Origin of the sequence: Paraburkholderia sp. ZP32-5, assembly GCF_021390495.1 — a bacterium.
In the GTDB taxonomy this organism is placed as follows: domain Bacteria; phylum Pseudomonadota; class Gammaproteobacteria; order Burkholderiales; family Burkholderiaceae; genus Paraburkholderia.
In genome coordinates this window covers 1,213,991-1,227,149 of sequence record NZ_JAJEJP010000003.1, presented here as the reverse complement: position 1 = coordinate 1,227,149, position 13,159 = coordinate 1,213,991, and the positions used below count along the sequence as shown (strand labels likewise).

General features: G+C 64.3%; 10 protein-coding genes. 9 read left to right on the top strand and 1 reads right to left on the bottom strand.

Annotation, left to right across the window (positions count from 1 at the left end; all coding sequences use genetic code 11):
- The first annotated feature begins 32 nt into the window (after positions 1-32).
- The 6 genes from L0U82_RS37990 to L0U82_RS37965 all read left to right on the top strand — a co-directional run bounded on the left by L0U82_RS37990 (position 33) and on the right by L0U82_RS37965 (position 6,997).
- Entirely contained in the window at positions 33-1,037 is a 1,005-nt protein-coding gene (locus L0U82_RS37990) for an alpha-ketoacid dehydrogenase subunit beta (RefSeq protein ID WP_233838977.1), read from the top strand.
- Positions 1,038-1,040: 3 nt separating this feature from the next.
- Complete coding sequence (locus L0U82_RS37985) at positions 1,041-2,150, top strand: acetoin dehydrogenase dihydrolipoyllysine-residue acetyltransferase subunit (protein WP_233838976.1); 1,110 nt, start codon at positions 1,041-1,043, stop codon at positions 2,148-2,150.
- Positions 2,151-2,155: 5 nt separating this feature from the next.
- The gene (gene lipA / locus L0U82_RS37980) at positions 2,156-3,148 is read left to right on the top strand and encodes a lipoyl synthase (RefSeq protein WP_233838975.1); all 993 of its coding nucleotides are present in this window, start codon (positions 2,156-2,158) and stop codon (positions 3,146-3,148) included.
- Positions 3,149-3,540: 392 nt separating this feature from the next.
- Entirely contained in the window at positions 3,541-4,554 is a 1,014-nt protein-coding gene (locus L0U82_RS37975; protein WP_233838974.1) for a porin, read from the top strand.
- A gap of 65 nt (positions 4,555-4,619) precedes the next feature.
- Positions 4,620-5,618: an amidohydrolase family protein gene (locus L0U82_RS37970; protein WP_233838973.1), complete on the top strand. Its 999-nt coding sequence runs from the start codon at positions 4,620-4,622 to the stop codon at positions 5,616-5,618.
- A gap of 8 nt (positions 5,619-5,626) precedes the next feature.
- Positions 5,627-6,997: an MFS transporter gene (locus L0U82_RS37965; protein WP_233838972.1), complete on the top strand. Its 1,371-nt coding sequence runs from the start codon at positions 5,627-5,629 to the stop codon at positions 6,995-6,997.
- A gap of 71 nt (positions 6,998-7,068) precedes the next feature.
- On the opposite strand, the gene L0U82_RS37960 is transcribed toward L0U82_RS37965, so the two are convergent.
- The gene (locus L0U82_RS37960) at positions 7,069-7,962 is read right to left on the bottom strand and encodes a LysR family transcriptional regulator (protein ID WP_233838971.1); all 894 of its coding nucleotides are present in this window, start codon (positions 7,960-7,962) and stop codon (positions 7,069-7,071) included.
- 233 nt (positions 7,963-8,195) lie between these two features.
- On the opposite strand from L0U82_RS37960, the gene L0U82_RS37955 reads away from it, so the two are divergent.
- The 3 genes from L0U82_RS37955 to L0U82_RS37945 are packed head-to-tail and all read left to right on the top strand — an operon-like array spanning position 8,196 to position 13,137.
- Positions 8,196-10,262 carry a hydantoinase/oxoprolinase family protein gene (locus tag L0U82_RS37955; RefSeq protein WP_233838970.1) on the top strand — a complete coding sequence of 689 codons (2,067 nt, stop codon included), beginning with the start codon at positions 8,196-8,198 and terminating at the stop codon, positions 10,260-10,262.
- Positions 10,259-12,004, top strand: a complete 1,746-nt coding sequence (locus L0U82_RS37950; protein ID WP_233838969.1) for a hydantoinase B/oxoprolinase family protein — start codon at positions 10,259-10,261, stop codon at positions 12,002-12,004. The genes L0U82_RS37955 and L0U82_RS37950 overlap by 4 nt, the downstream gene beginning before the upstream one ends.
- Positions 12,001-13,137 (top strand): M24 family metallopeptidase, encoded by a 1,137-nt coding sequence (locus L0U82_RS37945; RefSeq protein ID WP_233838968.1) that lies wholly within the window; start codon positions 12,001-12,003, stop codon positions 13,135-13,137. Before L0U82_RS37950 ends, L0U82_RS37945 begins: the two co-directional genes overlap by 4 nt.
- Positions 13,138-13,159: the final 22 nt, after the last annotated feature.

Sequence of the window (13,159 nt, the reverse complement as noted above, 5' to 3'; positions counted from 1 at the left end):
ATCTTCAACTTTTCATAAGATCGGAGACAGTCATGGCACGGAAGATTACGTTTTCCCAGGCGATCAACGAAGCGCTGAGCCAGGAGATGGCGCGCGACGAAAGCGTCATCGTGATGGGTGAGGACAACGCGGGCGGCGCAGGCGCCCCCGGCGAACAGGATGCATGGGGCGGTGTGCTCGGCGTGACGAAAGGGCTTTATCACAAGTATCCGGGCCGCGTGCTCGATACGCCGCTGTCCGAAGGCGGCTTTATCGGCGCGGCGGTCGGTGCAGCCGCGTGCGGGTTGCGTCCGGTGGCCGAGCTGATGTTCATCGACTTCATGGGCGTGTGCTTCGACCAGATCTTCAATCAGGCTGCGAAGTTTCGCTATATGTTCGGCGGCAAGGCGGTCACGCCGGTGGTGATTCGCACGATGCAGGGAGCCGGCTTGCGCGCGGCCGCGCAGCATTCGCAGATGCTCACGTCGTTGTTCACGCATATACCCGGCCTGAAAGTGGTGTGCCCATCGACGCCGTACGACGCGAAGGGCCTATTGATCCAGGCGATTCGCGACAACGATCCGGTGATCTTCTGCGAGCACAAGCTGCTGTATGGCCGCGAGGGCGATGTGCCGGAAGAGTCGTACGCGATTCCGTTCGGCGAAGCGAACGTGGTGCGCGAAGGCGACGACGCAACGATCGTCACGTATGGCCGCATGGTGCATCACGCGATGGATGCAGCGGACAAACTCGCAAAAGAAGGCATCCAGGTCGACGTGATCGATTTGCGCACGACGTCCCCACTCGATGAAGACACGATCCTCGAAAGTGCCGAGCGTACCGGCCGCGTCGTCGTGGTCGACGAGGCGAATCCGCGCTGCTCGATCGCGACGGATATCGCCGCGCTGGTCGCGCAGCGAGCGTTCCATTCGCTGAAGGCGCCGATCGAACTCGTGACCGCGCCGCATACGCCCGCGCCTTTCGCGGGCGTGCTCGAAGATCTGTATATCCCGTCGGCGGAAAACATCGCCGTGGCCGTGCGGAAAGTAAGGAGCTGAGCAATGCCGATTCACATGATCACGATGCCCAAGTGGGGGCTGTCGATGGAGCAGGGGCAGGTCAACGGCTGGCTGAAGGAAGTCGGCGCAAAGGTCGCGAAGGGCGACGAAGTGCTCGATGTCGAAACCGACAAGATTTCGTCGGGTGTCGAATGTGCGTTCGACGGCGTGCTGCGCAGGCAGATCGCGCAGCAGGGCGACACGTTGCCGATCGGCGCGCTGCTCGGCGTGGTGGCCGACGAAGCGACATCGGACGCCGACATCGACACGGCGGTCGAAGCGTTCCAGCGTGACTTCGTGCCGGCCACCGCCGATACTGCGGACGCGGGACCGCAGCCGGAAAAAATACAGATTGGCGGCCGCACGATGCGCTACCTGAAGATCGGCGACGGCGGCACGCCCGCGGTGCTGATCCACGGCTTCGGCGGCGATCTGAACAACTGGCTGTTCAATCACGCGGACCTCGCCGCACATCGCGCGGTGTGGGCGCTCGATCTGCCGGGACATGGCGAGTCGGGCAAGGCAGTCGATACCGGCAGCATCGATGAACTGGCCGACAGCGTGATTGCGTTTCTCGATGATCGGGGTATCGAGCGCGCGCATCTCGTCGGCCATTCGATGGGCAGCGCGGTGGCGATGACGGTGGCCGCGAAGGCACCGGAACGTGTCGCGTCGCTTGCGTTGATCGCGGGCGCGGGACTCGGCGACGAGATCAACCGCGAGTACATCGAGGGCTTTGTCGAGGGCAGCAGCCGCAACACGATGAAACCGCATCTGCTGAAGCTGTTCGCCGACGGTTCGCTGGTCACGCGGCAACTGATCGAAGACATCGTCAAGTACAAGCGGCTCGAAGGCGTGAACGACGCGTTGCGCAAGATTGCGGCGTCCGCGTTCGAAGGCGGCGTGCAGCGACGCGTCTATCGCGACCGGCTCGATACGCTCGCGCCGCGCACGCTGGTGATCTGGGGCGCGCAGGATCAGATCATTCCGGCCGCGCACGCGCAAGGATTGCCGGCGCAAGTACGGGTACATGTGATCGACGGCAAAGGGCACATGGTGCAGATGGAGGCTGCATCGGAAGTGAACCGGCTGCTCAACGCGTTCTTCGGATAGCCGCGATGGACACCGTGCTTGATACCGCACCCGATACTGCACCCGATACCGACAGCGTCACCGCGCTTGGCCAGCGCGGCAAGCGCAACCGCGACAAGCTCGCGCGCATTCCGGTGAAGATCGTGCCGGCCGACCACGCGAGCGTGTTGCCCAAGCCGCGCTGGCTGCATGCGCGGCCGATGATGAGCGAGACCGTCGCGGGCATGGCGGCGATTCTGCGCGAGCACAAGCTGCATTCGGTCTGCGAGGAGGCGATGTGTCCGAACATCGGCGAGTGTTTCGCGCAGCGCACCGCGACGTTCATGATCATGGGAGGGATCTGCACGCGGCGCTGTGCGTTCTGCGACGTCGCGCACGGCCGGCCGCAAGCACTCGACGACGATGAGCCGGCGCGCCTTGCCGATGCGGTTGCGGCACTCGGGCTGCGCTACGTCGTGGTGACGTCGGTGGATCGCGACGATCTGCGTGATGGTGGCGCCGCGCACTTCGCGCGATGTATTGCGCTCGTGCGCGAGCGCGTGCCGGGCATTCGTGTCGAGATTTTGACGCCGGATTTTCGCGGGCGAATCGAGCGGGCGCTGGAGGCACTGTCCGTTGCATGGCCTGACGTGTTCAACCATAACCTCGAAACGGTGCCGTCGTTGTACAGGGCGGCGCGCGCCGGCGCGGACTACGACGGCTCGCTCTCACTGCTCGCGCGCGTAAAGCAATTGAACGCAACGTTGCTGACCAAATCAGGACTGATGGTCGGCCTCGGCGAAACCGACGACGAACTGCTCGCGACGATGCGAGACCTGCGCGCGCACGACGTCGATGTGCTGACGATCGGCCAGTACCTCGCGCCGTCGCGCTATCACATGCCAGTGCGCCGGTATATGCCACCCGCGACGTTCGACCTGCTGCGCGACGAGGGCCTGAAAATGGGCTTCATCGATGTGGTAGCGGGGCCGCTCGTGCGTTCGTCGTATCACGCGGATCAGGTGGTGCGGACGCGTTGAGATCGCGTTGAGAACACGCTAGTGGTCCTTTTCTTTGCCGGCGCCCCGTATAGCTTGCTAATGGGGCGCTTTTTCTTGCGATGGCAAGCGGCATAGCGGCATAGCCGCACTCAGCGCGACGCCGATCCAGCCATACGCACACGATCAATCTCCATACATTTGGCGTGTCGACTCATAGCCTCGGTCCTATGAACCCATAGCCCCGTCGGCAATTGTTTGAGCGTCTGTCGATCGCTACATTCCTTCACAGCAACGACACACGCGACTCGCGACACACGGCTTCAACCGGCGTCGCCGCGAGCCGCGCCAATCCGCGCATGACGAGGCCCCCGCAGAGGTGCGCCGTCATGCAAGTGGTCACGGACACGATACATAACGAACGGAGACAAGAAGTGCGCCTCTCGATCCATGTCGCGACGCTAACGCTATTAGCCGTCGCGCCTGGCGTGGCCTGCGCTCAGGCGTCGGTCACGCTTTACGGTTCCATTGACGGCAGCTTGCGTTACCTTACGCACGCGGACGCCGCCGGCGACGGACAAGTGCTTACAGGAGGTAAGGGCCTGTACCAGTCGAATCGCTTCGGCTTCACCGGCGTCGAAGATCTTGGCGGTGGGCTCAAAGCGCACTTCAAACTGGAAGGGGCGTTCGATAGCGGCACCGGCGCGCTCGGCACGCCTGGCTCGATCTTCACGCGTGAAGCAACCGTCGGCCTGAGCGGCCCCTGGGGCGATGTGAACATCGGCCGGCAGTTCTCGGTCAGCGCGCGCACGGTGTCGAGTTTCGACCCGTTCAATTTCTGCTATCTGAGCATCACGCCGCTGTCGAAAGATATCGCAGGCACCTCGTCGGATCGCTTCGACAACGATATCCAGTACACCGGCCAGTTCGGCGGCCTGACCGCGCGCGCCGAATATGTGCCGGGCGGCGTGCCCGGCAGCATCAAGACCGGCACCGCGGTAGCGGCCGGCGCGACTTACCGGATCGGCGGCGTGCGCTTCGGCGGGGCCTATACGCAGTGGGACGATTTCGGCGGCCCGGGACTGAACCGCCATCAGGTGAGTGCCGGCGCCGACTATCACCTCGGCTCGCTGCGTGTGACAGGCGGCTATATCGGCGACTGGCAGGACGCGCACCCGGCGGAACTGCTGTCGCGCGATCTGTGGATCGGTATGACCTACGCGTTCACCCCCGCGTTCAACCTGACTAACGCACTCTACCGAACCGATTATGATCAGGGCGGCAAGAAAGGCTCGAAGACGCTGCTGATGTCGGGTATCACTTACGCACTGTCGAAAGAGACACTGCTGTTCGCGGAAGTCGACAATACCCGCTTTACCGGTACCTCGATCGTCAACAGGCAGAGCAATCAGTTCGGTGTCGGCGCCGGCATCAGCAAGCGGTTCTGACAGCAAGTAAGGACGGTTATTTAATGTCGCGACCATCGTGGGCGCGACCTGACGGAGTAAAGATCATGCGTATTCTCGACTCTCATTTCCACTGGTGGCCGCGTTCGATCTTCGAGGCGCTGTGCAAGCGCGAAGGCTATCCGCGTGCTGAGAGCAACGGCAAGAATGGTTATACGTACTGGCGCCAGGAGGGCGGTGTCGCGCGTTTCAATCTGGGAGAGGAATGGTTCGATCTCGACAAGCAGATGGCGCACATGGACGGGCTCGGCTACGAGGTCGACGTGATCGCTTCGATCGGACCGTTCTCGCTGCATTTCTCGGATCTGCCGGTCGAAGAAGGGCGTGAAGCGGCGATGCAGTGGAACGAGGAAATGGCCGGCGCGCAACGCCGCTATCCGGGCCGGCTGTGGGCCACCGCCGCGGTGCCGCTGCGCGACACTCAGGTGGCAATCGAAGTCGTCGATCATGCGATCGGCAAGCTCGGTCTGGTCGGCGTGAATCTGCCTGGCAGCGTCGGCTCGCTCGACCGCATCGATGCGGAAAGGCTTGAACCGTTCTACGCGCACATCGAAAAGCTCGGCGTGCCGCTGTTTCTGCATCCGACCGATTCGATCTTCCCGGAGATTCTCGACGGCTATGACGGCGCGCTGTATCTGAGCCTCGGGCGCGTGATCGACGTCAGCGTGTCCGCGTGCCGGCTGGTGCTGTCGGGGATCATGGAGCGCCATCCGGATCTGAAGATCATCATGTCGCACACCGGCGGCGCGTTGCCGTATCAGGCCGGCCGCATGGACAAGAACGCGAAGAAAGCGAAATTGCCGAAGCCGCCGAGCACCTATATCAAGCGCATGTACACCGATACGGTGTCGCCGCACGAAATGGGCATCCGTTACGCGATCGAGTTTTACGGCGCCGATCACGTGATGTACGGCAGCGACTATCCGTGCTGGGATCCGGCCACCGCGTTGCAGCTGTTCGAGGAAGTCGGCGTGTCGAAAGAAGATCAGCACAGCATCTTCTACGGCAACGCGCGGCGCCTGTTCGGTTTGCCCGACGCCGTCTGAGGATCGCCATGATCGCCACGATCGTCACGCCGGATCGCCACCCGATCGATCTCGAAGCGCTGATCGACGAGCGCAAGCTGGGCCGCTTCCAGATCTTCGTCGCGCTGCTGTGCGCGGCCGCGTTGCTGGTGGACGGCTTCGACACGATGGCGATCGGCTATGTCGCGCCCGCGCTAATCAAGGCGTGGGGCATCGATCGCGCGGCGATGACGCCGGCCTTCGTCAGCGGCCAGATCGGCCTGATGCTCGGCTCGATGATCGTCGGCCCGCTCGCCGACCGGTTCGGCCGGCGGCCGGTGATGATCTTCAGTTGCGCGGCTTTCGGTCTGCTGTCGCTCGCGACGATGCGCGTCACGTCGGTCGGCGAGCTGGCCGCGCTGCGGTTTCTGATCGGCTTCGGGCTCGGCGGCGGCATGCCCAATGCGCTTGCGCTGACGAGCGAGTACATGCCGTCGCGCGTGCGTGTGACGGCGACGATGATCATGTTCTGCGGCTTCTCGATCGGCGCGGCGCTGGGCGGCTGGGCGGTCGCGCGTCTGATCGTCGAACACGGCTGGCAGGTGGTGTTCCTGATTGGCGGCGTGATCCCGCTCGGGCTCGCGGTGCTGCTGGCGCTGCTGTTGCCGGAGTCGCTGCGCTATCTGGCGGCGACCGGCAAACATCCGCAACGGCTCGCGCGCTGTGTGCGCCGTATTGCACCTGAGATCGGCGTAGAAGCCCGCGCTACGTTCGTCGTCAACGAGAAACAGGCGAGCGGTCTGATCGTTCGCGAGCTATTCACCGAAGGCCGCACACGCATGACGTTGCTGCTGTGGACCATCACGTTCATGGTGTTGCTAGCGCTCAATCTGCTCGGTAGCTGGCTGCCGGTCATGCTGCACGATTCCGGGCTGCCGCTCGAAACCGCGGCGGGCGTCACGATCGGCTATCAGGTCGGCGGTGCATGCGGCAATCTGATGCTCGGACGTTTCGTCGACCGGCACGCGCCGTTTCTGGTGCTGGTCATCACGTTCGTGATCGCATCGACGGCGATCGTCTGCCTGGGTCTTGCCGGCACCAATGTTGCGCTGCTGTCGGCGCTGATCTTCGTCGCGGGGTTCTGCGTGATAGGCGGCGTCGGTGCATCGGATGTGCTGGTGGCAACCTGCTATCCGACCGCGATGCGCGTGACGGGTCTTGGCTGGGCGATCGGCGTGGGCCGCTTCGGCGCGGTGCTGGGGCCGACGCTCGGCGGCTTCGCGCTGAAGATGGGCGCCAGCAGCGCGAGTTTCTTTGCGATCGGCGCGCTGCCGATGCTCGGCTCGGCGGCGGCCGCATGGGTGATGCACGCGAGGTCACGCAACGCGGCGCGCGCGGCGCCATCGTTGCATGGACTGTGAGGCCGCGCACTTCGTTTCACTTCATTTCACGTCGCACGCCGCTTGCCCGTGTGTGACGCACAGCGAGAGCGTCAGCCGTGCACCATCTCCGCGTGCCGCACGATTTCGACGAGCCGATCAATCTCCGGCACGTTCGATTTCGGGTTGCGCAGGTAATGCAGCGTCAGATGCATCGGCGGCACGTCGACATCGAGTTCGACGATCGTGCCCGCGGCAATATCCTTTTGCACCGAACGCCGCAGCGAACATGAGATGCCGATACCGGCGATCACCATATTGCGCACCATGCTCATTTCCTGCGCCTGCGACGCGACGACCGGTTCTTCGAGACCCGCGGCGCGCAGCATGTCGGCGATCGTGCGGCCGAAGTACGACGTGTCATACGCGATGATGAACGGGTACTGCGCGAGCGTATCGATCGGGATATCGGTCTCTTTGGCGAGCGGATGATCCGGTGCCGCGATAAACGCGAGCCGGTAGCGGCCCAACGGCTCGGCGGGCAAACCCGGCACCTTGCCGTTGCTGAGCAGAAAGCCCAGATCGACTTGACCGCGCGAGCACAGCGAATGCACTTCTTCGAACGTGCCCGCGAGCGCGATCAATTCGATTTGCGGAAACTCGAGCGAAAACTCGCCCAGCGATTTCGATAGCACCGAATCGGCGACGAAGCGCTGCGCGGCAAAGCGCAGCTTACGTTTGCTTTTCTTCAGATTCGCGGAGATTGCCGTGGTGCGTTCGAGCGTTTCGAGCGCGTACGCGTAGAACGCGCGGCCTGCCGACGTGAGTTGCGGGCTGACGCCTGGGCGGCGTTCGAACAGCGGGCCGCCGATCTTGGCTTCCAGCTCGCGTATGTGAACGCTGACGGACGGTTGCGTAATGTTCAGCGCTATCGCCGCTGCGCCGAAGCCGCCTGAATCAACTACGGCTACGAATACCTGCAGCCCACGCAATGTCACCGGCAACATCTGTCTGTCTCCCGTCTACCTATAACCCATAGCGATCTTACTATGGATCCATAGCCCGATGGCGGATTGCCGGTCTTCGCCGGCCTCCCTTAATGTTTGCTCACAGAACGACAAAACGGAAACGGAGACAACCAGACCCTGGACGGTCGGCCATTCCTGTTCTGCAGTACGGGCGGTGCCGATGCGTGAAGCCATCGCGCCGCTGATCACAATCTGACTATGTGGAATAAGCGATGAATCAAGTTGGTGTGGACATAGGCGGGACATTCACGGACCTTGTGGGCTATCGGGAAGGCGAGCTGTTGCTGGCCAAGACGCTGACCACGCCGTCCAATCCGACGCAGGGCGTGGCGACCGCATTGGAGCTGGCCGGCACGAAGCTGGCCGAACTCGACGAGTTCCTGCACGGCTCGACGATGGCGATCAACACGGTGCTCGAACGCAAGGGCTCGGCCACCGCGCTGATCACGACCGAAGGCTTTCGCGATGTCTACGAGATCGGCCGCGGCAACCGGCCCGACGCGTTCGACATTCACTTCCAGCGCCCGCAGCCGTTGATCCCGCGTCATCTGCGCTTCGAAGTGCGCGAGCGCCTGAACGCGAAGGGCGACGTGCTGATGCAACTCGATGAAGACGCAGTGCGCGCACTCGGCGCGCAACTGGTCGAGCAGGGCATCGAATCCGTGGCGATCTGCTTTCTGCACGCTTACGCGAATCCGCAGCACGAACTCGCGGCGGGCCGCATTCTGCGCGACGCCTATCCGGACCTGTTCGTCACGCTGTCGCATGAAATCCTGCGCGAATTCCGCGAGTACGAACGCACGTCGACGACGGCGCTGAACGCATATGTCGGCCCGCGCGTGCGCCGCTATCTGCATACGCTGAAGTCGCACCTGGACGAGCGCGGTTTTCGCGGTGGCATCCAGATCATGCGTTCGAACGGCGGCAGCATGTCGCTCGCGCACGCGGCGGTCGAACCGGTGTCGATGATGGAATCCGGTCCGGTCGCGGGGATGATCGGCGCCGGGCATGTTGCGAAGCTGCTGGGCATTCGTCAGGCGATCGGCTTCGACATGGGCGGCACGACCGCGAAGGCCACGCTGATCACCGAAGGCATTCCGGCGATCGAGGACGGCTACTACATCGGTGGCTATGCAACGGGTCAGCCGATGCAGTTGCCGGTCGTGTCGATCGTCGAGGTGGGCACCGGCGGCGGCAGTATCGCGTGGCGCGACAAGGCGGGTGGCCTGCATGTCGGGCCGCAAAGCGCGGGTGCCGCGCCGGGTCCGGTGTGCTATAGCCGCGGCGGCGTCGAGCCGACGATCACCGATGCGAATGTGGTGCTCGGACGTCTGAATCCGGGGCGCTTCCTCGGCGGCGGCATGGCGCTCGATGTCGAAGGCGCGAAAGCGGCGCTGGCGAAGAACGTCGGTGAAGGGCTCGATCTGTCGGTGAACGAAGCCGCGATGGGCGTGGTGCGCATTGCCGACTCGGCGATGGCGCTCGCGGTGCGCGCGGTGTCGGTGCGCAAGGGCGTGGACCCGCGCGATACCGCGATGATCGCGTTCGGTGGCGCGGGTCCGGTGCACGCGGCCGCGCTGTGCAAGGAAATCTACATTCCGACGCTGGTGATCCCGAAGCTGCCGGGCAACTTCTCGGCGATGGGCATGCTGCTCGCGCCGTGGCGCCAGGACCTGGTGCGCACGCTCGTCGGTGTGCTCGGCAAGCTCGATCAGCAAACGGTGCTCGCGGCCTTCGATGAACTCACCACGGCAGCCAAGCGCCAACTCGCCGAAGACGAACTCGACGAAAGCAACGCGCAATTCGATTTCGCGGTGGACCTGCGCTATCGCGGCCAGGAGCACAGCATCACGGTGCCGCTCGCCGGTCCCGATGCGCTGTCGCATACGAACACGGCGATGCGCGAGCGCTTCGACGAACTGCACGACCAGCGCTACGGCCACTCGGCGGCGGGCGAAATCATCGAGGTCGTCAATCTGCGGCTGACCGCGACGGTGACGCGCGGCGATGCGATCGACAGCTTCATCAGCGCGCCGTTCGAAGCGAAGGAAGCGCGTGAAGAGCAGGTGCGCGATGTGATTTTCGACGATCCCGAGCGGCCACTGAAGGCACGCATTCTGTGGCGCCCGGCACTTGCGCCCGGCTTTACGGCGGAAGGTCCGGCGGTGATCGAGGAGCCGCATTCGACCACCGTGCTTTTCCCCGGCGACGTCGTGCGCATCACCGAACACGGACACATGGTCGTGTCCATCAAACTGCCCGAAGGAAACCAGCAATGAAGACCCAGCAAACCTCTCTGGCGGCAGCCGCGAAGGCCGTGCCGCGCCGCGCGACGGTGGACCCGATTACGCTCGAAGTGGTCGGCAATTCGCTGATCGCCTACGCGGAAGAAATGGCGCTCGCGCTGTGCAAGTCCGCGTACAACATGATGATTTACGAGGTGCGCGACTTCTGTTGCGGCCTCATCGATACCGAAGGGCGGATGATCTGCCAGAACGAAGGCGGCCTGCCGATCTTTCTCGCGGACCTGGGCATTGCCGTGAAGGACGGCATCGATCGCTTCGGACTCGACGGCTTCACACCGGGCGACGTGATCATCATGAATCACGCCGGCGTGTGCGGGCAGCATCTGAACAACGTCGTCGTGTACACGCCGTGCTTCTTCGAAGGCAAGGTCGTTGCGTTCGCGGCCAACCGCGCGCACTGGGCCGATGTGGGAGGCTTGCGCACCGGCTTCGGTAACGTGCAGACCTATGAGATCTTCCACGAGGGCATCCAGATGCGCTCGATCAAGATCTACGACGCCGGCAAGCGCAACGAAGGCGTGTGGCAGATGATCTCCGACAACATCCGCTTCCCCGAAGCGTCGCTCGGCGATCTGCGCGCGCAGATCGCGGCGTGTCAGCTCGGCGGCCGCCGTCTGGCCGAACTGTATGGCCGCCATACGGTGCAGACCGTCAGCGATTGCATCGAGGCCTCGTGGGACCAGGCGGAAGCCGAGGCGCGCGCGGTCGTCGAGAGCATTCCCGATGGGGTGTATACCGCCGAATCGCGGCTCGATAGCGACGGGCGCCGGCTCGATGTGCCGCTGCGCGTGAAGGTCACGGTGAAGGTCGAAGGCTCGAATCTGACCATCGACTATTCCGACATGAACGAGCAGGTGCCGGGTCCGCTGAACTCCGGCTACTCGGGTGGTTTGTCCGCCGCGCGGGTCGCGTTCAAGTGCATCACGATGCCGCATGCGCCGGTCAACGAGGGCTGCTTCCGCGCGCTCACGCTGATCTCGCCGGAAGGCACGATGCTCAATGCGCGTCCGCCGGCAGCACTCGGTTTGTGGAGTATCGCGTTGCCGACCGTGATCGACACGCTGCTGCGCGCGCTGTCGCAAGCATTGCCCGACTTCGTGCCGGCCGCGCACAAGGGTGACATGGGCGGCTGCTCGTTCTACGGCCAGCGTGAAGAAAACGGCGAGCGCTATGTGCTGATGAATATCTTCGGCGGCGGCTGGGGCGGTCGCGCGAAAGAGGACGGCGCATCGGCTTCGGTGTCGATCTGCCAGGGCGACGTGCGCAACACGCCGGTCGAGTTGCAGGAAATCCGCTACCCGTTCCTCGTTGAATGCCATCAACTGCGCGAGGACAGCGGCGGCGCGGGCGAGCATCGCGGCGGCCTCGGCGTCGTGCTGCGCTACAAGGCGCTGCAAAAGAGCACCGTCAACGTGAACCTCGAACGAATCATCGAACCGCCGTGGGGCGCGAAGGGCGGCAACCCGGGCGCGAGCAACGCGGCATCGATCCGCCGCAACGACGGCTCCGAGCGCTCGGTGACGAAGGAAAGCAATATCGCGCTTGCGGCAGGCGACACGATCACGTTCTGGACTGCCGGTGGCGGCGGCTACGGCGATGCACGCGAACGTTCGCGCGAACGTGTCGAGGACGATCTGCAAAAGGGTTATGTCAGCGCGGCGGGTGCGGTGCGCGACTACGGCGTGCAGGTCGACGAAGAGGAGACGGCTTCATGAGCGCGCAACTTCATCAGGAACGTTCCGGCCGTCTGCGTCGCGCGATGGCCGATGCGGGGCTCGATGTGCTGGTGGTGCCGGGCGACGTGTGGCACAGCGACTATCTGCGTTATGCGCTCGATCTGACGCCGATGGAAGGGCAGGCGATCGCCTGTATCGAACGCGATGGCGCGGCGCAACTGTTCGTCGATAGCGCGGCCGAGGCGGCGCGGTTTGCCGCCGAGCAGCCGGAGGTGCAGGTGTCGTGCTCCGCCGAGCCGCTGGCGCAAGTCGAAGCATGGCTTGCTCGGCGCGGTGTGATGACGTCCGCGTCCGCGTCTTCGGCGAAAGCCACGAAGGCCGCAATGGTCGCACTAGGCGCTGCACCCACGCGCCTCGCTCGCGGTCCGCTCGGCGACGGTATCTCGGCGGCCACCGCCTGGTTCGACCGCTTGATGGTCACGAAGAGCGCGGCGGAAGCCGATGCGGTGGCGCGTGCCACCGTACTCGCCGACGCCGGCTACGAGGTGTTCCAGCGCGCGGCGCGGGTCGGCTGCAGCGAGTACGAACTGATCGGCGAAGTCGAGGGATGGTTTCGCGCACAGGGTTGCCCCGAAAACTTCGTGATTCTCGGCACCGGCGGACGCGAAGTGCGCGGCATGCATCCGCCCGGCGAGCGGCGCATCCAGGCCGGCGATCTGGTGACCACCGAACTGACGCCGTGCGTCGATGGCTATTACGCGCAGATCTGCCGGACGCTGGTGGTCGGCGAGCCGACCGACGCGCAACTGCGCGCCTATGCGGTCTACCAGGAAGCGCTTGCCGCGGGGATCGCGGTGGTGAAGCCCGGCGCGACGCATGGCGACGTCGCGCGCGCGCAGAACGACGTGTTCCGTCGCCACGGCTTGGGTGACTACGTGACCTCGGCCTATACGCGGGTGCGCGGGCATGGCGTGGGTCTGTTCGTCGACGGCGTGCACGTGCTGGAAGACGTCGCACTCGTGCTCGAACCCGATATGACGCTGATCGTGCATCCGAACACCTATCACCCGGAAGTCGGCTACATGGTGCTGGGCGACATGGTGCGCGTGACGGCCAGCGGCTGCGAAGTCCTGACGCGCACCACGCGCGATCTGATCAGCGTGCCGGCCTGAGCGCCTCAATCCAAGGAGTGTT

Excerpts from the sequence above, each read along its gene's own strand:
- L0U82_RS37990 (WP_233838977.1), top strand. The coding sequence starts at position 33 with ATGGCACGGAAGATTACGTTTTCCCAGGCGATCAACGAAGCGCTGAGC.
- L0U82_RS37985 (WP_233838976.1), top strand. The coding sequence starts at position 1,041 with ATGCCGATTCACATGATCACGATGCCCAAGTGGGGGCTGTCGATGGAG.
- lipA (WP_233838975.1), top strand. The coding sequence starts at position 2,156 with ATGGACACCGTGCTTGATACCGCACCCGATACTGCACCCGATACCGAC.
- L0U82_RS37970 (WP_233838973.1), top strand. The coding sequence starts at position 4,620 with ATGCGTATTCTCGACTCTCATTTCCACTGGTGGCCGCGTTCGATCTTC.
- L0U82_RS37965 (WP_233838972.1), top strand. The coding sequence starts at position 5,627 with ATGATCGCCACGATCGTCACGCCGGATCGCCACCCGATCGATCTCGAA.
- L0U82_RS37960 (WP_233838971.1), bottom strand. The coding sequence starts at position 7,962 with ATGTTGCCGGTGACATTGCGTGGGCTGCAGGTATTCGTAGCCGTAGTT.
- L0U82_RS37955 (WP_233838970.1), top strand. The coding sequence starts at position 8,196 with ATGAATCAAGTTGGTGTGGACATAGGCGGGACATTCACGGACCTTGTG.
- L0U82_RS37950 (WP_233838969.1), top strand. The coding sequence starts at position 10,259 with ATGAAGACCCAGCAAACCTCTCTGGCGGCAGCCGCGAAGGCCGTGCCG.
- L0U82_RS37945 (WP_233838968.1), top strand. The coding sequence starts at position 12,001 with ATGAGCGCGCAACTTCATCAGGAACGTTCCGGCCGTCTGCGTCGCGCG.